Origin of the sequence: Streptomyces sp. NRRL B-24572, from assembly GCF_002156145.1 — a bacterium.
Lineage (GTDB): Bacteria > Actinomycetota > Actinomycetes > Streptomycetales > Streptomycetaceae > Streptomyces > Streptomyces vietnamensis.
The window spans coordinates 1-17,983 of sequence record NZ_MWIG01000349.1 but is presented as its reverse complement, the minus strand read 5'-3'; the positions used below and the strand labels follow the sequence as shown (position 1 = coordinate 17,983).

14 protein-coding genes and 1 pseudogene are annotated in these 17,983 nt (G+C 71.9%); 9 read left to right on the top strand and 6 right to left on the bottom strand.

Features of this window, described 5'->3' with window-relative positions:
- Positions 1 to 51: 51 nt before the first annotated feature.
- The 5 genes from CCN56_RS21405 (at position 52) to CCN56_RS21385 (ending at position 4,349) form a co-directional block, all read left to right on the top strand.
- Positions 52 to 999 carry a MerR family transcriptional regulator gene (locus CCN56_RS21405; RefSeq protein ID WP_086829113.1) on the top strand — a complete coding sequence of 316 codons (948 nt, stop codon included), beginning with the start codon at positions 52 to 54 and terminating at the stop codon, positions 997 to 999.
- 100 nt (positions 1,000 to 1,099) lie between these two features.
- Positions 1,100 to 1,642, top strand: coding sequence for an RNA 2'-phosphotransferase (locus CCN56_RS21400; protein ID WP_086829111.1), 543 nt, complete (start codon positions 1,100 to 1,102; stop codon positions 1,640 to 1,642).
- A gap of 32 nt (positions 1,643 to 1,674) precedes the next feature.
- Complete coding sequence (locus CCN56_RS21395; protein WP_086829109.1) at positions 1,675 to 2,127, top strand: hypothetical protein; 453 nt, start codon at positions 1,675 to 1,677, stop codon at positions 2,125 to 2,127.
- Positions 2,128 to 2,272: 145 nt separating this feature from the next.
- Positions 2,273 to 3,223: a DUF72 domain-containing protein gene (locus CCN56_RS21390; protein ID WP_086829107.1), complete on the top strand. Its 951-nt coding sequence runs from the start codon at positions 2,273 to 2,275 to the stop codon at positions 3,221 to 3,223.
- 232 nt (positions 3,224 to 3,455) lie between these two features.
- Positions 3,456 to 4,349, top strand: coding sequence for an LLM class flavin-dependent oxidoreductase (locus CCN56_RS21385; protein ID WP_086829105.1), 894 nt, complete (start codon positions 3,456 to 3,458; stop codon positions 4,347 to 4,349).
- A 30-nt stretch (positions 4,350 to 4,379) separates the two neighbouring features.
- Here the strand turns inward: CCN56_RS21385 and CCN56_RS43315 are convergent, their stop codons facing one another.
- Positions 4,380 to 5,075, bottom strand: a complete 696-nt coding sequence (locus tag CCN56_RS43315; protein ID WP_179199934.1) for a DUF6083 domain-containing protein — start codon at positions 5,073 to 5,075, stop codon at positions 4,380 to 4,382.
- A 276-nt stretch (positions 5,076 to 5,351) separates the two neighbouring features.
- Here CCN56_RS43315 and CCN56_RS21375 point away from each other — a divergent pair, with 276 nt between their 5' ends.
- Entirely contained in the window at positions 5,352 to 6,224 is an 873-nt protein-coding gene (locus CCN56_RS21375) for an HAD family hydrolase (protein ID WP_086829101.1), read from the top strand.
- Between the two features lie 99 nt (positions 6,225 to 6,323).
- Here the strand turns inward: CCN56_RS21375 and CCN56_RS21370 are convergent, their stop codons facing one another.
- Genes CCN56_RS21370 through CCN56_RS21355 form a run of 4 tightly spaced genes read right to left on the bottom strand, consistent with a single transcriptional unit; the run spans position 6,324 to position 14,157 of the window.
- Positions 6,324 to 8,039, bottom strand: coding sequence for a GAF domain-containing sensor histidine kinase (locus tag CCN56_RS21370; protein ID WP_086829099.1), 1,716 nt, complete (start codon positions 8,037 to 8,039; stop codon positions 6,324 to 6,326).
- A 20-nt stretch (positions 8,040 to 8,059) separates the two neighbouring features.
- Positions 8,060 to 11,599, bottom strand: a complete 3,540-nt coding sequence (gene cydD / locus CCN56_RS21365) for a thiol reductant ABC exporter subunit CydD (protein ID WP_179199933.1) — start codon at positions 11,597 to 11,599, stop codon at positions 8,060 to 8,062.
- A 29-nt stretch (positions 11,600 to 11,628) separates the two neighbouring features.
- Positions 11,629 to 12,630 carry a cytochrome d ubiquinol oxidase subunit II gene (gene cydB, locus CCN56_RS21360; protein ID WP_086829098.1) on the bottom strand — a complete coding sequence of 334 codons (1,002 nt, stop codon included), beginning with the start codon at positions 12,628 to 12,630 and terminating at the stop codon, positions 11,629 to 11,631.
- An 18-nt stretch (positions 12,631 to 12,648) separates the two neighbouring features.
- Positions 12,649 to 14,157, bottom strand: a complete 1,509-nt coding sequence (locus tag CCN56_RS21355; RefSeq protein ID WP_086829096.1) for a cytochrome ubiquinol oxidase subunit I — start codon at positions 14,155 to 14,157, stop codon at positions 12,649 to 12,651.
- A gap of 204 nt (positions 14,158 to 14,361) precedes the next feature.
- On the opposite strand from CCN56_RS21355, the gene CCN56_RS21350 reads away from it, so the two are divergent.
- A complete protein-coding gene (locus CCN56_RS21350; RefSeq protein WP_086829094.1) occupies positions 14,362 to 14,742 on the top strand; it encodes a cyclophilin-like fold protein in 381 nt (126 codons plus the stop codon).
- Positions 14,743 to 14,833: 91 nt separating this feature from the next.
- Here the strand turns inward: CCN56_RS21350 and hisC are convergent, their stop codons facing one another.
- Complete coding sequence (gene hisC / locus CCN56_RS21345) at positions 14,834 to 15,928, bottom strand: histidinol-phosphate transaminase (RefSeq protein ID WP_086829093.1); 1,095 nt, start codon at positions 15,926 to 15,928, stop codon at positions 14,834 to 14,836.
- A gap of 391 nt (positions 15,929 to 16,319) precedes the next feature.
- On the opposite strand from hisC, the gene CCN56_RS21340 reads away from it, so the two are divergent.
- Both CCN56_RS21340 and CCN56_RS21335 read left to right on the top strand, forming a co-directional pair.
- On the top strand, positions 16,320 to 17,426 hold the full coding sequence (locus tag CCN56_RS21340; protein ID WP_041130217.1) for a LacI family DNA-binding transcriptional regulator: 1,107 nt from the start codon (positions 16,320 to 16,322) through the stop codon (positions 17,424 to 17,426).
- A 264-nt stretch (positions 17,427 to 17,690) separates the two neighbouring features.
- A pseudogene (locus CCN56_RS21335) lies at positions 17,691 to 17,983 on the top strand (serine/threonine protein phosphatase); the annotation flags it as partial.

Here is a 17,983-nt window from a genome sequence, read left to right as displayed (position 1 = left end):
CCGACCGCTTCCTCCGCCCCGGGGCGGAGGAAGCGGTCGGTGGGAGCGGGTTTGTCCGAGCAGTCAGCACAGCCGGAGTACCGGATCGAGGATCTCGCCCATCACAGCGGGGCCACGGTCCGGACGATCCGCGCCTACCAGGACCGCGGTCTGCTGCCCCGCCCGGAGCGGCGGGGCAGGTCGAACGTGTACGGGGACGCGCACCTCGCGCGGCTCCGGCAGATCGCCGACCTCCTCGACCGGGGCTACACCCTGGCCTCGATCAAGGAGCTCCTGGAGGCCTGGGACACCGGCCGGGGGCTCGGCGGGGTGCTCGGGCTCGTCGCGGAGGTCCACGGGCCGTGGACGGACGAGGAGGCGGACCGGATCTCCCGCGCGGAGCTGGACGCCCGATTCGGCGGCACTCCGGACGAGGAGGCCATCAGGGAGGCCATAGAGCTCGGCGTACTGGAGCGGCTGCCGGGACGAGAGGGCCGGGAGACCGAGGAGTACCTCGTACCGAGCCCGCAAGAGCTGGCGGTGGCCGCCGAGTTGTACGCGGCGGGGGTGCCGCTGGCGGCGATCACCGGCCACCTGCGGGAACTTCGCGATCAGGTCGAGCACATCGCCTCCCGTTTCCTGGAGTTCACGACCGAGCACGTCTTCGCGCGTTACCTGGAGCACCGGCCGCCGACGGACGCGGACGCGACCGAGGCGGCGACGATGGTGCGACGGCTCAGGCCGCTCGCCCAGCAGACGGTGGACGCCGAACTGGCTCGGGCGATGCGCCTGTTGGCCACCCGGCACCTCCAGATCCACCTGTCGCCGGACCCGCCCCTGATGAAGGACGACCAGCCCCGCGCGGTGTCGCTCCCCGCCGGGACGATACGCGCCGTGCAGAGCCTGGTCGGCGCGGAGGGCGTCGAGGCCTTCATCGCGGCGTCCACGGAACGGGAGCTCAACAAAAGGACATTGGACGCACTTGCCGCAAGGAGCCATGAAGACGAGGAACTTCGATAAATGCCTTGACCCCGCAGCCCCGTTGTCCACAGAATCTCAAACTCGCCTGTGGATAACTCCACTTGCTTGTGGATCAAACCTGAACGGGGAAGAAATCGAGATGGATGAACGACGCACCGTGAAGGTGTCGAAGTACCTCTCCAAGCATCTGCGCCACCAGCCCGAGCGCATCGGACTCGCCCTCGACGCGCACGGCTGGACCGAGATCGACGCCCTGCTCCGGGCCGCCGCCGATCACGGCTTCCCGATCACCCGCGCGGAGCTCGACCACGTCGTCGCGACCAACGACAAGAAGCGCTTCGCGATCGAGGGCACCCGCATCCGCGCCAGCCAGGGCCACACCGTCACGGTCGACCTGGACCTGCCGGCCGCCGAACCGCCCGCGTACCTCTACCACGGCACGGTCGCGGACCGGCTCCCCGCGATCCGGGCGGAGGGGCTGCGGCCCATGGCCCGCCACCACGTCCACCTCTCCCCCGACCGGGAGACGGCGACCCGCGTCGGTGCGCGCCGGGGACGGCCCGTGGTGCTGAGCGTCGACGCCGGCGCGATGCGGCGGGCCGGGCACGTCTTCCGCGTCAGCGCCAACGGGGTCTGGCTGACCGACGCCGTCCCGCCGGAGTTCCTCCGCTTCCCCTCCTGAGCCGCCGGGGCCCGTGCGGCATGATCGCTCCCATGGCTCACCCGCACCTCCCCACCACCGAAGCCGCCGTCACCGCGATCCGCGAGATCGCCCGGGAGTTCCACCTGGAGATGACGGTCGACGACTCCATCGGCGCGGACCAGACCTCCCGGCGCACCTCCTCCGGCGCGTTCGCCGTCCTCGACCCCGACGGATCGCTGCCGCACGAGGCCCACGTCGAGCTGGGCGGCTCCCCCTCGGTCACCGTCCAGGTCTTCCCCGAGGACGACGCCCTGATCACCGTCGACGGCATCGAGTTCGCGGACGTGCCCCGCGACTCCGTCCCCGCCTTCCTGCGCTCCGTCCACGGCGGCCTCGCCCATGTGAAGGGCCGCTTCTTCCCGCCCGGCTGGTGGCTGGTCGTCCCGCTGCCCGGCGACGAGACGTACAAGGAACTGGTCACGGGCAGCACCCTCACTCCCTGGATGAGCTCCCGCGTCCGCTGACCGCCGTGGGCCCGGCGACATGACCCCGCGCCTGGGCACCGTGGTCCTGCCGTCGACCGCTGCACGGGGGCAAACCCGCTCACTTCCGAGGGAACCGCGAACACCGGGAGAGAGTCCGCGGCACGGGGCCGGGAAGACGGTGGTCATGGGTGACATTCTCGTCGGCGCGTGTTCGTGGACGGACAAGGAACTGCTGTCCAGCGGCTGGTACCCGGAAGGCCACCGCGGCGCGGAGGCCAGACTGCGGTACTACACCACGAGATTTCCGTTGGTCGAGGTGGACGCCACCTACTACGCGCTGCCCAGCACGCGCAACAGCACGCTCTGGGTCGAGCGTTCACCGGCCGGTTTCCGGTTCGACGTGAAGGCGTTCTCGTTGCTGACCGGGCATCCGACGCGACCCGGCGCGCTGCCGGCCGATCTGCGGCAGGCAGCGGCCGGGCGGCACGGCCGAGCGGAGGCGGACCCCGCGCTGCTCGACGAGGTGTGGCTCCGTTTCAGTGGAGCCCTCGAGCCCCTGCTCCGGGCGGAACGCCTGGGGACGGTTCTCTTCCAGTTCCCTCCATGGCTGGCTCCGGGCACGACGGCGACGTCGGTGCTGCGCCAGTGCCGGGAGCGCACCGAGGGCTGGCCGGTTGCCGTGGAGTTCCGGCATCCCGACTGGTGGCGTCCGGACCGTTCCGCCTTCACCTTCGACCTGTTGACGGAGCTGGACCTGACTGCCGTGGCCGTGGACATGGTGCAGTCACTCCCCACGTCCATCCCGCCGGTCACCCCGGTCACCTCCGACCGGCTCGCCGTGGTGCGCTTCCACGGCCGCAACCGCGCCTGGGGGACCGGCACGAAGGAGGAACGGTTCCGCCACCGGTACACGCCCGAGGAACTCTCCTCCTGGACGCCGGCCGTCCGCGTGATGGCCGACCGGGCCCGCGAGGTCCACGTCCTCTTCAACAACTGCTGCGGCGATGCGGCCGTCCGCGCCGCCGAGACGATGAGCCGTCTGCTCGGCACGCCGTCCGCCCCCGATCGGACGGACGGCCCGGACCCACCGCGGCGGCGACGGCCACCGAGCGGATCCGCCCCGGCACCCTCGTGACCTCAGACGGGCCTCGTCCACCCGTCCCAGCCTGAACCGCGGGAACGCAGGTCGGGCGTTCGTCCCCGTGGTGGGTGTCGGTGGTCGGCTCTCGGTCGTCGCTTCGGGCTCGGCCTCACTCGGCGTGACCACGTCGCCACGGTGACGGCCCCGGTCTCGACGTCGACGTGCTTCCGGACCTCGACCGTCGGCACATTCATGGCAGCGGGAGACTCCGCGTATCGTCGAGGACATGCGTCTTAGCACGGTGATCCTCCCCATCCACCGGTGGGCGGAAGGAAAGAAGACCTGGCGGCGGGCCGAAGACCTCGGGTTCCATGCCGCGTACACCTACGACCACCTCTCCTGGCGGAGCTTCCGCGACGGCCCGTGGTTCGGTGCGCTGCCCACGCTCACCGCGGCGGCGACGGCCACCGAGCGGCTCCGCCTCGGCACCCTCGTGACCTCGCCGAACTTCCGGCACCCGGTGACGCTCGCCAAGGAGCTGATCACGCTGGACGACGTCTCCGGCGGGCGGATCACCCTCGGCATCGGCGCGGGCGGCAACGGCTTCGACGCCACCGCGCTCGGGCAGGAGGCGTGGACGCCGAAGGAGCGGGCGGACCGGTTCGGCGAGTTCGTGGCGCTCCTCGACCGGCTCCTCACCGAGGACGCGGTGACGGAGCGGGGCACGTTCTACTCGGCCGACGAGGCGCGGAACGTCCCCGGCTGCGTCCAGCGCCCGCGGCTGCCGTTCGCGGTGGCGGCGACCGGACCGCGCGGGATGCGGCTGGCCGCGCGGTACGGGCAGGCGTGGGTGACGACCGGCGACCCGAAGCTGTACGAGGAGGGGACGCCCGAGCAGTCGGTGGCGGCCCTGCGCGGCCAGGTCGAGAAGCTCGCAAAGACGTGCGCCGAGGCCGGGCGGGACGTCGCCGAGCTGGACAAGATCCTGCTGACCGGCTTCACCCCGGACCGGGGCCGGCCGCTGGAGTCCGTGGACGCCTTCGTCGACTTCGCCGGGCGCCACCGCGAGCTCGGCTTCACCGAGATCGTGATCCACTGGCCGATCGCGGACTCCGACTTCGCGGCCGACCTGACCGTCTTCGAGAACATCGCCACCGAGGCGCCGGCCCAGCTGGGCTGAGCGTCCCGGACCGCCCGGGGGCGGCGCCCGTCAGGCCATGCGCCGGGCGTGGCTCCGCCACAGGGCGAGCATGACCGGGGAGTCGGCCGGTGCCGGGCGGGCCGGGCAGACGTCGAAGTGGCTGACCCGGCACGTGTCGGACGGCACGGCCGGGCCCAGGTTGACCGCGGTCCCGTCGCCCGCGACGCGCCAGCGCCTGCCCGCCGGGACGAGCACGGTCGTCAGCTCTCCGGGCTCGATCATGATCCAGCGGCCGCGTACGGTGCGATGCCACTCGGTACGCGCCCCGCACCGGTCACAGACCCCGAGCGACGCGGCCCGGGCCTCCGGAACCCCGGCGCCGGCCCCGCGCCCGTCCCGCACGGTCCGCGCCGCCCCGAGCCCGTCCCGCTCGGCTCGCTCCGCCCCGAGCGCGTCCCGCGCCGGCCCCAGCCCGTCCCGTACGACACCCCCGGACGCCACGAGATCCCGTACGGCGCCACCCGGCCCGACCGGATCCCGTACCGCACCGTCCGACCGCCCTCGCTGTTCCACGACGCGGACGCCCTGGGCCATCACGTCGGTCAGGGCGGCCAGGACGTCGCCCACCAGCACCGGTTCGCGCGTGGGGTGCTCCGCGCCGGCCCGCTCGCACTCCACGCAGAGGGCCATCCCGAGGCTCGCGACCCACGTCCCGCACGGCACACCGCAGGAGTCGCACTTCGCGCGTCGCCGACCCGCGACCATGCCCGCCCTCCCTGGAGACCCCGTCAGCTCCCAGGGGTCTTCCCCGTCACGGCGAAAACGAACAGGGGTTTACGGACACATCCCGGCGCACGCGTCCCGGCCGAGACATCCCGGCACACCCATCCCGACGCGCCGAATCGGGCCGGACCGCACCGGTCCCGCCGCTCAGCCCGGGCCGTCGTGGAGGCCGCGTACTGAGTACATGAACGGACACAGAGCGCACTCATATGTGCAGGACCTCGCACGCCCGTGCGCCGGATACGGAAGAATGGGGCGGTGACCTCTCCCCGTTCCCCGCGCCCTTCCGCCCCGGTGGCCCGGCTGATCGCCACCGACCTCGACGGCACCCTGCTCCGCGACGACAAGTCCGTCTCCGAGCGCACGGTCGCCGCCCTCGCGGCGGCCGAGCAGGCCGGGATCGAGGTCTTCTTCGTCACCGGCCGCCCGGCCCGCTGGATGGACGTCGTCAGCGACCACGTCCACGGGCACGGCCTGGCCATCTGCGCCAACGGCGCCGCCGTCGTCGACCTCCACGCGGGAGGCACCTTCCTCGAGGTCCGCCCCCTGGAACGGCCGGTCGCGCTCGACGTCGTCCGCGCCCTGCGGGCCGCCGCGCCGGGGACGTCCTTCGCCGTCGAGCTGACCACCGGCATCCACTACGAGCCGCAGTACCCGCCCTTCTTCCTCGACCCCGGCGCGACCGTCGCCACCGCCGAGAAGCTCCTCTTCGAGGAGGCGCCCGGCTCGGCGGCCCCGGTGCTCAAGCTGCTCGCCCAGCACCCCGAGCTCGACCCCGACGCGTTCCTCGCGACCGCGCGGGCGGCGGCGGGCGACCGGGCCGCCTTCACCCGGTCCAGCCCGACCGCCCTCGTCGAGATCAGCGCGCACGGCGTCTCCAAGGCCTCCACCCTGGCCCTGTGCTGCGCCGAGCGCGGCATCGCGGCCGAGGAGGTCGTCGCCTTCGGCGACATGCCGAACGACATCGAGATGCTGAGCTGGGCCGGCCGCTCGTACGCGATGGGCAACGCCCACCCCGACGTCATCGCCGCCGCCTCGGGCCGCACGGTCGGCAACAACGAGGACGGTGTCGCCGTCGTCATCGAACAGCTCGTCGCCGAAGCCCTCGCGAGCAAGGAGACCGCGAGCTAGGGCCTGTCCGGCGCTCCCCGTCGGATCTGGCAGTTCCCGTCGGACCGGGCCGGGCCTAGGGCCTGTCGTCAATTCCCGCCCGCCCCGCGACGCCTGGCCCTAGAGCGGGGCCTCCCACACCACCGTCGTCCCGCCGCCGTCCTCGCCCAGGCCGGGGCCGCACCAGCTCGCGCCGCCCAGCGACTCGGCCCGGCGGGCCAGGTTCCGCAGGCCGCTGCGGCGCCCGCCCGCCGGGATGCCGATGCCGTCGTCGGCGACCGAGAGCCGTACCCCGGCGGAGCCGTCGGGCAGGGTGACCCCGGCGTCGACGACCACCTCGATGCGGCCCGCCTCCGCGTGCCGGAACGCGTTGGAGAGCGCCTCGCGCAGGGCGGCGATGAGGTTCTTGCCGGTGAGTTCGCCGACCGTCGCGTCGATCGCGCCGAGGAAGCGGTGCGCAGGCTTGAAGCCGAGCGGCACGGCCGCCATGTTGATCTCCCGCAGGACGCGGGTGCGCAGCCCCGACGGCGCCTCGGCGGGGCCCTGCTGGAGCGCGAAGATCGCCGTACGGATCTCCTGGATCGTCACGTCCAGCTCGTCCACGGCCTTGCCCACGCCCTCGCGCACGGCGGGCACGATCGACCTGCGCTGGGCGCCCTCCAGCATCATGCCGGTGGCGAAGAGCCGCTGGATGACCAGGTCGTGCAGGTCGCGGGCGATCCGGTCGCGGTCCTCGTAGACGGCGAGGCGCTCCCGGTCGCGCTGCGCGTCGGCCATCATCAGGGCGAGCGCGGCCTGCGAGGCGAACTGGGTGGCGAGCGTCCGCTCCGCCTCCGTGAACTGCCTGGCCCCCCGCGCCCGGGGCGTGGCGAGCGCGCCGAGGACCCGTCCGCCGCTCTGCAGCGGCAGCATCATGCTCGGTCCGTACGGGGCCGTCAGCCGGCTGATCATGCGCGGGTCCGTGGCGGCGTCGGCCACGAAGACCGCCTCGCCCTCCAGGAGCTGCTTCACGACGGCGCTCTCGGGCGGGATCACCACGCCGAGCGACTTCACGGGCCGGGGCGAGGAGACGGCGACGATCTCCAGGCCGCCCTCCTCGGCGGGCAGCAGCACGATCCCGGCGTCCGCGTCGGCGAGCCGGCGGGCCTGTTCGGCGACGACCGTGAGGGCGTCGTCCGCGTCGCCGCCGGAGAGCAGCGCGGTGGTGACGGCGACCGAGCCGTCGATCCACCGCTCGCGCTGCCGGGCCGCCTCGTACAGACGCGCGTTGCCGATCGCGATGCCGGCCTCGGTGGCGAGGACCCGGACCATGTGCACGTCGTAGTCGTTGAACTCGCCGCCGCCGTGCTTCTCCGCGAGGTAGAGGTTGCCGAAGATCTCGCCCTGAACCCGGATGGGGACGCCGAGGAAGGTCCGCATCGGCGGATGTCCTGGCGGGAAGCCGGCCGCGCGCGGGTCCGTGGACAGATCCGCGAGGCGGATGGTCTGCGGATCGCGGATCAGCGCGCCGAGCAGTCCCGCGTGGCCGTCGGGGCGCCGGCCGATCCGGCGGTCCGTCTCCTCGTCGACGCCGAAGGTGACGAAGTCGGAGAGGCCCTCACCCTCGTCGTCGACGACGCCGATCGCGGCGTAGCGGGCGTCGGCGAGTTCGGCGGCGGTCTCGCAGATCCGGTCGAGGGTGGAGTGGAGTTCAAGGCCGGTGCCGACCGAGCGCATGGCCTCCAGGAGCTGCGGCACGCGGGCGGTGAGCTCCGTGGACAGCCCCTGGAGGCTGCGGGTGGCCCGGGTGGCGGCTTCCAGGGGGTCCGAGGACTCGGACGACGCGGCGGCGGTCATGACCTTGAGCCTAGTAAGTCCTATTTGGCAAGAAAAGTCGTCCGGGTGGCCGCGCCGACCGGCAGATCGCTCTCCTCCTCCTGCTCCAGCATCCGCCGCAGCGGTCCGTCGGCCACCGCGAGCTCGGCGTACGGGCCGCGCTGCACGGTCCGGCCCTCGTCGAGGACCACCACCTCGTCGACGGCGTCGAGGCCGTGCAGCCGGTGGGTGATGAGGACGGTGGTGCGGCCCTCGGTGGCCCGGAGCAGATCGTCGGTGAGCGCGTCGGCGGTGGCCAGGTCCAGGTGCTCGGCGGGTTCGTCGAGGACGAGGACCGGGAAGTCGGCGAGGAGGGCCCGGGCGAGCGCGAGGCGCTGCCGCTGACCGCCGGAGAGCTGCGAACCGTGCTCGCCCACGAGGGTGTCGAGTCCGGCGGGCAGCCCGTCGACCCAGTCGAGCAGCCGGGCCCGGCGCAGCGCCTCGCGCAGCTCCCCGTCGTCCGCGCCGACCCTGGCGAGCCGCAGGTTCTCGCGGACGGAGCTGTCGAAGAGGTGTGCGTCCTGGGCGCAGAGCCCGACGAACCGCCGGACGGCGTCGCCGTCGAGTTCCCAGGCCGGCACGCCACCGATCCGGTACACACCGTCCTCCACGTCCAGGAACCGCAGCAGCACCTGGGCGAGCGTGGTCTTGCCGGAGCCGGAGGCGCCGACGACCGCGACCCGCCGCCCGGCCTCCAGGGTGAGGGCGAAGTCGTCGAGCGCGAGCCGGTCCTGCCCGGCGTGCCGGGCGGAGAGCCCGGCCAGCTCAAGCGGGAACGGGCTCGCCGGGGGAGCGGCGGGCGTGCGCGGCTCGTGTACGGGGACGGGGGCGTCGAGCACCTCGAAGACCCGCTCGGCGCTGCGCTTGACGCGCTGCCGGTACTGGACGGCGAGAGGCAACCCGGTGACGGCCTCGAAGGCGGCGAGCGGGGTCAGGACGACCACGGCGAGGGCCACCCCGTCGAGCCGCCCGTCCCGTACGGCCTGGACGCCGACGAGCGCGGCGGCCACGACCGTCAGGCCGCAGACCAGAGCCGAGAGCCCGGCCCCGAGCGCGGTGGCGGCGGCCTGCCGGGAGGCGATGGAGGTGAGGGCACGGTCGGCGTCCCGGGCCCGCTCGATCCGGCTCCGGAGCGCACCGGCGACGGTCAGTTCGGCGCAGCCGCGCAGCAGGTCGGCGACGGCGGTCGCCAGGGCGCCGCGCGCGGGGGCGAGCCGCCGCTCGGCCCGGCGGGCGAGGGCCCCGCCGGCCGTCGGCACGAGGACGCCCGCGACCAGCAGCCCGACGGCGAGGACGACCCCGGCCTCGGGCAGCAGCCAGGCGGTGAACCCCACGGAACCGACCCCCACGAGGAGCGCGGCCCCCACCGGGAGCAGCCAGCGCAGCCAGTAGTCCTGGAGTGCGTCGACGTCCTGGACGAGCCGCGCGAGGAGGTCACCGCGCCGGGTGCGGCGCAGTCCGGCCGGGGCGATCCGCTCCAGGCGCCGGTAGACGTTGACCCGCAGGTCGGCGAGCATCCGCAGGACGGCGTCGTGCGAGACGAGCCGCTCGGCGTACCGGAAGACGGCCCGCCCGATGCCGAAGGCACGCGTGGCGGTGACGGCCATCATCAGATAGAGCACGGGCGGCTGCTCGGAGGCCCGCGAAATGAGCCACCCGGACACGGCCATGAGCCCCACGGCGGACCCGAGCGCCAGACTCCCGAGCAACAGCGCGAGCGCCATCCGTCCCTTGAGCTCCCCCGCCATGCTCCGCACCCGCGCGAGCACCGACGAGGACGCCACCGGCACCTGTCCGGGACGGCTCGTGAGGGGTTCCTCGTCCACGAAGCCGGCCATGGACGCCTGCACGACCGGGCTCGTCGAGGGCGCATGTTCCACGTGAAACGGAGCGGGCACATCGCCGCCAAGGCTCACCACCCGGTCCGCGACCGCGAGCAACGCCGGCCGGTGCACGACCAGCACCACGGTCCGCCCCGCGGCAAGCCGCCGCACCGCGTCGACGACCCCCGCCTCCGTCGCACCGTCGAGCGCCGCCGTCGGCTCGTCCAGCAGCAACAACGGCCGGTCCGCCAGAAACGCCCGGGCGAGCGCGAGCCGTTGCCGCTGCCCCGCCGAGAGCCCCGCACCGTCCTCGCCGAGGACCGTGTCGACTCCCGAAGGCAGCCCCGCGACGAACCCGTCCGCCCCCGCGTCCCGCAGCGCCTCCCGTACCGCCGAGTCGGACGCGTCCGGCCGGGCGAGCCGTACGTTCTCGGCGACCGTCCCCGCGAACAGGTACGGCCGCTGCGGCACCCAGGCGATCCGGTCCCGCCACGCCTCCAGGTCGAGCGACCCCAGGTCGACGCCCCCGACCCGTACGGAACCGCCCTCCTCCGGCACCGCGAAGCCGAGCAGGACGTCGAGCAGCGTCGACTTCCCGACCCCGCTGGGCCCGACCAGGGCCACCGTCTCGCCCGGCTCGACCGTCAGCGTCGCCGCGTCGAGCGAGGGCTCGGCACGCCCCGCGTGCCGCACCGTCACCCGATCGAGATCAAGCCGTACGGAAGCGGGCACCGCCCCCGTACCGGCATCCCGCACCGGGGCTTCCAGGACGTCGAAGATCTCCTCCGCCGCCGCGAGCCCCTCCGCCGCCGCGTGGTACTGCGCCCCCACCTGCCGCAGCGGGAGGTACGCCTCGGGCGCCAGGATCAGGATGACGAGCCCGGTGGAGAGGTCGAGCTCGCCGTGGACGAGCCGCATGCCGATGGTCACGGCGACCAGCGCGACCGAAAGCGTCGCGAGCAGCTCCAGGGCGAAGGAGGAGATGAAGGCGATCCGCAGCGTCCGCATCGTCGCCTGGCGGTACTCGGAGGTGATCGCGCGGATCGACTCGGCCTGGGCCTTCGCCCGGCCGAAGATCTTGAGGGTGGGAAGGCCGGCCACCACGTCCAGGAAGTGGCCGGAGAGCCGCGAGAGCAGCGTCCACTGCCGGTCCATCCGGGCCTGGGTGTACCAGCCGATGAGGATCATGAAGACCGGGATGAGCGGCAGCGTGACCACGATGATCGCCGCCGAGACCCAGTCCTCGGTGACGATCCGGGCCAGGACGGCCACCGGCACGACCACCGCGAGGCCCAGCTGCGGCAGATAGCGGGCGAAGTAGTCGTCGAGGGCGTCCACGCCCCGGGTGGCGAGGGCGATCAGCGAACCGGCCTTCTGCCCGCTCAGCCACCCGGGCCCGAGTGCGGCCGCGCGGCCGAGGAGTCGGCCGCGGAGCTCGGACTTGACCGCCGCGCTCGCCCGGTGGGCGGCGAGCTCGGTCAGCCAGGAGACGAGCCCCCGCGCCACCGCGACTCCGGCGAGCAGCAGCAGGGGCGTGGTCAGATCGGAAACCGACTGGGCCTTCTGGAAGGCCCCCACCACGATCTCGGCGATGAGCATCGCCTGGGCGATGACCAGCGCCGCTCCGACGAGGCCGAGCGCGACCACCGCGATCAGGAAGAGACGGGTGGCCCTGGCGTACCGGAGCAGGCGCGGATCGATCGGTTTCACGTGAAACATGCCCCTCTAGTGAGCGTCGGGCGTCAGCCCTAGTGTGCGTCGGCGATGTGCTGCGTACCGATGCGCTTGCGGAACACCCAGTAGGTCCAGCTCTGGTAGAGCAGCACCAGCGGGGTCGCGATCGCCGCGCACCAGGTCATGATCTTGAGCGTGTACGGGCTCGACGAAGCGTTCGTCACGGTGAGACTCCACTCCGGGTCGAGCGAAGACGGCATGACGTCCGGGAAGAGCGCGAGGAAGAGCATCGCCACCGCGGCGGCGATCGTGACGCCCGAGAGCGCGAACGACCAGCCCTCGCGCCCCGCCCTGATGGCCCCGATCGCGCCGACGAGCGCCACCGCGGCGACCAGCATCGCCACGAGGCTCCCGCCGTCTCCCGTGTGGACCTGGGTCCAGATCAGGAAGCCGAGCGCGAGCACCGCCGTGACCAGGCCCAGCTTGAACGCGAGCGCCCGCGCCCGCTCCCGGATGTCCCCGACCGTCTTGAGCGAGGCGAAGACCGCGCCGTGGAAGGTGAAGAGGGTGAGCGTGACCAGGCCGCCGAGGAGCGCGTACGGGTTGAGCAGGTCCCAGAAGCCGCCGACGTACTCCATGTCGGCATCGATCTTCACGCCCCGGACGATGTTGCCGAAGGCCACGCCCCAGAGGAGCGCGGGGATCAGCGAGGTCCAGAAGATGGCCTGCTCCCAGTTGCGCTGCCAGTTCTCCTCGGGCCGCTTCGCCCGGTACTCGAAGGCGACGCCCCGGACGATCAGGCAGACCAGGATGATCAGCAACGGCAGGTAGAAGCCGGAGAACAGCGTCGCGTACCACTCGGGGAACGCGGCGAAGGTCGCGCCGCCGGCGGTGAGCAGCCACACCTCGTTGCCGTCCCAGACGGGTCCGATGGTGTTGATGAGGACCCGCTTCTCGGCCCGGTCGCGGGCGAGCAGCTTGGTCAGGATGCCGACCCCGAAGTCGAAGCCCTCGAGGAAGAAGTAGCCGATCCAGAGGACGGCGATGATGACGAACCAGACGTCGTGGAGTTCCATGCCTCGATCTCCTGAGCCTCAGTACGAGAAGGCCATGGGCCGGTCGGGGTCACGAGAGTCCCCGCCGATCTTGGTGGGCGGGTTGAGGTCGTCCTCGGTGAGCTCCGGCGGTCCCGCCTTGACGTACTTGACGAGGAGCTTGACCTCGACGACGGCGAGGATCGCGTAGAGCGCGGTGAAGACGATCATCGAGGTGAGGACCTCGCCCTGGGAGGTTCCGGGGGAGACCGCGTCACGGGTGCGCAGCACGCCGTAGACGACCCAGGGCTGACGGCCCATCTCGGTGAAGATCCAGCCCCAGGAGTTCGCGATCAGCGGGAACGCCATGGTCCAGAGGGCGACGATCCAGTACCACTTGCCCAGGCGGGGGCTGAGCGCCTTCCGCTTGAACAGGACCAGGTTCGGCACCTCGTCCTCACCGGTCCGCATCCCCGGCGCCAGCATGAACTTCTTCCGGGTCAGCCAGAGGCCGATCACTCCGACGCCCAGCGAGGTCATGCCGAAGCCGATCATCCAACGGAAGCCCCAGTAGGCGACGGGGATGTTGGGCCGGTAGTCGCCGGGCCCGAACTTCTCCTGCTCGGCCTTGTTGACGTCGTTGATGCCCGGGACGTACGAGCTGAAGTCGTCGTTCGCGAGGAAGGACAGCAGGCCCGGGATCTCTATGGCGACCGTGTTGTGGCCCTTCTCGACGTCGCCGTAGGCGAAGACGGAGAAGGGTGCGGGCGCCTCGCCGTCCCAGAGCGCCTCGGCGGCGGCCATCTTCATCGGCTGCTGCTTGAACATGACCTTGCCGAGCAGGTCGCCGCTGATGGCGGTGCCGAGGCCGGCGATGATCAGGGTGATCAGGCCGAGCCGCAGCGAGGTCCGCATGATCGGGATGTGCTTCTTGCGGGCCAGGTGGAAGGCGGAGATGCCCACCATGAACGCGCCGCCGACCAGGAACGCCGCCGTGATCGTGTGGAAGAACTGGGTGAGCGCGGTGTTCTGGGTGAGCACCTGCCAGAAGTCGGTGAGCTCCGCCCGTCCGCGCTCCTCGTTGATCTTGTAGCCCACGGGGTGCTGCATCCAGGAGTTGGCCGCCAGGATGAAGTACGCGGAGAGGATCGTGCCGATCGACACCATCCAGATGCAGGCGAGGTGGATCCGCTTCGGCAGCTTGTCCCAGCCGAAGATCCACAGACCGATGAAGGTCGACTCGAAGAAGAAGGCGATGAGCGCCTCGAAGGCGAGCGGGGCGCCGAAGATGTCGCCGACGAAGCGGGAGTAGTCGGACCAGTTCATGCCGAACTGGAACTCCTGCACGATGCCGGTGACCACACCCATGGCGATGTTGATCAGGAAGAGCTTGCCCCAGAACTTCGTCGCCCTGAGGTACTTCTCCTTGCCCGTGCGGACCCAGGCGGTCTGGATGCCGGCGGTGAGCGCGGCAAGCGAGATCGTCAGGGGTACGAACAGGAAGTGGTAGACGGTGGTGATGCCGAACTGCCAGCGCGCCAGTGTCTCCGGCGCCAAAGCTAGGTTCACGTCGTCTTCTCCTTACTCGACGTGGTCACAGCGGGCAGTCTGCCTGGCGGGTTCCACCCAAACAGGGAGGAAGCAGGACACGCTTGTGAACGCGTTCACATTCACAAGCATTATGGCTCATACGAAATCCGTACGTAAGAGCGGGGTCCCCCTACCCGAAGGTCACCCCTTCCCGAGATCTTCAACATATTGTTGAATCGGGGCATGACCCTTCGGATCCGCATCTCCTGGCCCGCCGGCCACACCACGGCCACCATCGACGAAACCTCCACGAGCAAGGCGCTCGTGGGGGCTCTTCCGATCGTCTCCACCGCCCGTACCTGGGGCGAGGAGGTCTACTTCGACACGCCGGTCTCCGCCGCGCTCGAGTCCGACGCCCAGCAGGTCGTCGAGCCGGGCACGGTGGCGTTCTGGACGGAGGGCGACGCGCTCGCCCTCCCCTACGGTCCCACCCCGGTCTCGCGGGGTGACGAATGCCGGCTCGCGAGCCCGTGCAACCTGCTCGGCGCGCTCGACGGCGACCCGCGGATCCTGGCCACCGTCAGGGACGGCGACCCGATCCGCGTGGAACTCGTCGCGAGCTGATCGGCCCTCGCCGATCGGCCCTGGCTCGGTCAGCCCTGGCTCGATCAGTCCTGGCTCGATCAGTCCTGGCTCGATCAGCCCTCGCTCTCGATCAGCCCCGGCGGAAGCCCTCCGCCGCCTTCAGGAACAGGTCGTTCGCCTCGCACTCACCGATCGTGACGCGCACGCCCTCGCCCGCGAACGGCCGCACCATCACGCCGTGCCGCTCGCACTCCGCCGCGAAGTCCATGGTCCGCTCGCCGAGCCGCAGCCAGACGAAGTTCGCCTGGGTGTCCGGCACGGTCCAGCCCTGGGCCACGAGCCCCGCATGGACCCGCTCGCGCTCGGCCACCAGCGAGCCGACCCGCCCGAGCAGTTCGTCCTCGGCCCGCAGCGAGGCCACCGCCGCGTCCTGCGCCAGCTGGCTCACGCCGAACGGCACCGCCGTCTTGCGCAGCGCCGCCGCGACCGGCTCGTGGGCGACCGCGAAGCCCACCCGCAGCCCCGCCAGGCCGTACGCCTTGGAGAAGGTGCGCAGCACGGCCACGTTCGGCCGGTCGCGGTAGAGCTCGATGCCGTCCGGGATGTCGGTGTCGCGGACGAACTCCCGGTACGCCTCGTCGATCACGACCAGGACGTCGGAGGGCACCCGGTCGAGGAAGCGCTCCAGCTCCGCCCGGCGCACCGCGGTGCCCGTGGGGTTGTTGGGGTTGCAGACGAAGATCAGCCGGGTGCGCTCGGTGATCGCCTCGGCCATCGCGTCGAGGTCGTGCACCTCGCCCTCGGTCAGCGGCACCTGCACCGAGGTGGCCCCGCTGATCTGCGTGATGATCGGGTACGCCTCGAAGGAGCGCCAGGCGTAGATGACCTCGTCGCCCGGGCCCGAGGTGGACTGGAGCAGCGACTGCGCGACGCCGACGGAGCCGGTGCCGGTGGCCAGGTGCGAGACGGGCACGCCGAAGCGGTTCGCCAGCTCCTCCGTAAGACCGGTGCAGGCCATGTCCGGGTAGCGGTTGAAGTTCGCGGCGGCGGCGAGCGTGGTCTCCATGACGCCCGGCAGCGGCGGGTAGGGGTTCTCGTTGGAGGACAGCTTGAAGGCCACGGGCCCGCCCGCGGCAGCCGGCTTGCCCGGCTTGTAGGTGGGGACGCCGTCCAGCTCGGCGCGCAGCCTGGGGCTGCCGGTCCTCGTCCCGCTGGTCTCGCTCACAGTGTGGCCTCCTCGACCGTCCGTACCGCCAATACTCCTCACCTTAAGAGGATTCGCCCCCGCTGCGAATGGGCTGTGGACAACAGGAGGGACACGCTGTGGACACGGCCCCGCTCCCGGCCGGGAAGAGGGGGAGCGCGCGGACGGGTGGCGTGCGCCGGTGGCGGGCGCCGTGGCGCGCATCCCCCGTAGAGGTGAGTTGAGACCTCTTCGAGACCTCGCCCCCTCGCCAGGCCTGGACCGCCCGATGACCCCAGATCGCACGACAGAGACCCCAACTACCTTCGATTAACCGCCTATTGAGGCTTTTCGATCATGCAGAAACGTGCCTGTCAACGCCTGCATATGCGACCGTCTCGACCACCCCTCATCGCCCTACTATCGGCTCGCCATGACAGCAGCAGGGAAGCACCAGGTGAGCCGGGCACAGACCCGGGGAAGCCGGCAGGGCCGGGCAGGCATCCGGGACGTGGCCGCCGCCGCCGGGGTCTCCATCACGACTGTCTCCGACGCGCTCAACGGCAAGGGCCGACTCCCGGACGCCACCCGCCGCCACGTCCGCGAGGTCGCCGACAGGCTGGGCTACCGCCCATCCGCGGCGGCCCGCACGCTCCGCACCGGCAAGTCGGGACTCATCGGCCTGACCGTGACCACGTACGGGGATGAACCTTTCACCTTCACCGAATTCGCGTACTTCGCGGAGATGGCCAGAGCAGCCACATCGGCGGCACTCGCCCGGGGCTACGCCCTGGTCATCCTCCCCGCCACCTCCCGCCATGACGTCTGGTCGAACGTCGCCCTCGACGGCACCGTCGTCATCGACCCCTCCGACCACGACCCGGTCGTCACCGAACTGGTCCGCCAGGGCCTCCCCGTCGTCTCCGACGGACGCCCGGCCGGCACCCTTCCGGTCACCGCCTGGGTCGACAACGACCACGAAGCCGCCGTCCTCGACCTGCTCGACCACCTCGCCGACGCCGGCGCCCGCCGGATCGGCCTCCTCACCGGAACCACCACCGACACGTACACCCGCCTGTCCACCACCGCGTACCTCAACTGGTGCGAACGGGTGGGCCAGGACCCCGTCTACGAGGCCTATCCGGCGCACGACCCGTGCGCGGGCGCCGTCGCGGCCGACCGGCTGCTCGCCCGACCGGACCGGCCCGACGCCGTGTACGGCCTCTTCGACCCCAACGGGACCGATCTCCTCGCGGCCGCGCGCCGCTACGGACTGCGCGTCCCGGACGACCTGCTGCTGGTCTGCTGCAGCGAGTCGACCGTCTACGCCACCACCGAACCGCCCATCACGACGCTCTCGCTCAAGCCGCGCCGGATCGGCACGGCCGTCGTCCAGCTCCTCATCGACGCCATCGAGGGGATCGACACCGACGGTCCGGTCGAGCAGGTGATACCGACCGAACTCATCGTCCGTACGTCCTCGCAGCGCCGTTCGCCACGCACCACGGTCAGCCCGCCGCGCTCGCCCGCGAAGGACTGACCCCGCCGTCATCCGACCCGCCGTCCCCGCCCCTGCCCGTGGGCGGGAACGGCGAAACCGGTCACCGTACCGGTCTCGACCCTGGACTGGACCTTCCTAATTCGGGCGAAACGACCGGTGAACCCGGAGTGGACCCGGATTCACCACCCCTGGTGCGTCACACAGGAGGACGCTCATTCCTATGATGGGCGGACGACACCGCGGACCACCCCGACCAGGCCGGTCCGCGATGTGCAGGGCATCGCGACGGTGGTGGAGGGGTCGATGACTCAGGGGGCCGGTCAGGAGCCCGTGGTACGCACGGCGACATTGCGTGACTTCCGCGTACCGCCGTACGCCCGTGTGCCCGTGCAGGGCCACGCCGCCGAACCCCCCTCCCCGGAGGAACCGGCGTCGTCCCCGATGGTCGAGTCCGCACCCGTCGAACGCCTGACCCCCGTCGAACACCCGGCGTCCGCCGCGCACCTGCCCCCGGTCGCCCCTTCGCCGGTCGAGGCCGTCCCGGTCCCGACCCCGCCGCTCGCGGCCTCCCCGGTCGAGGCCGTCCCGGTACCGAC

What these genes read in the sequence shown, in the direction of transcription:
- cydB (WP_086829098.1), bottom strand. Translation starts at nt 12,630, where the DNA reads ATGGAACTCCACGACGTCTGGTTCGTCATCATCGCCGTCCTCTGGATC.
- CCN56_RS21390 (WP_086829107.1), top strand. Translation starts at nt 2,273, where the DNA reads ATGGGTGACATTCTCGTCGGCGCGTGTTCGTGGACGGACAAGGAACTG.
- cydD (WP_179199933.1), bottom strand. Translation starts at nt 11,599, where the DNA reads ATGTTTCACGTGAAACCGATCGATCCGCGCCTGCTCCGGTACGCCAGG.
- CCN56_RS43315 (WP_179199934.1), bottom strand. Translation starts at nt 5,075, where the DNA reads ATGGTCGCGGGTCGGCGACGCGCGAAGTGCGACTCCTGCGGTGTGCCG.
- CCN56_RS21385 (WP_086829105.1), top strand. Translation starts at nt 3,456, where the DNA reads ATGCGTCTTAGCACGGTGATCCTCCCCATCCACCGGTGGGCGGAAGGA.
- CCN56_RS21400 (WP_086829111.1), top strand. Translation starts at nt 1,100, where the DNA reads ATGGATGAACGACGCACCGTGAAGGTGTCGAAGTACCTCTCCAAGCAT.
- CCN56_RS21370 (WP_086829099.1), bottom strand. Translation starts at nt 8,039, where the DNA reads ATGACCGCCGCCGCGTCGTCCGAGTCCTCGGACCCCCTGGAAGCCGCC.
- CCN56_RS21395 (WP_086829109.1), top strand. Translation starts at nt 1,675, where the DNA reads ATGGCTCACCCGCACCTCCCCACCACCGAAGCCGCCGTCACCGCGATC.
- CCN56_RS21350 (WP_086829094.1), top strand. Translation starts at nt 14,362, where the DNA reads ATGACCCTTCGGATCCGCATCTCCTGGCCCGCCGGCCACACCACGGCC.
- CCN56_RS21340 (WP_041130217.1), top strand. Translation starts at nt 16,320, where the DNA reads ATGACAGCAGCAGGGAAGCACCAGGTGAGCCGGGCACAGACCCGGGGA.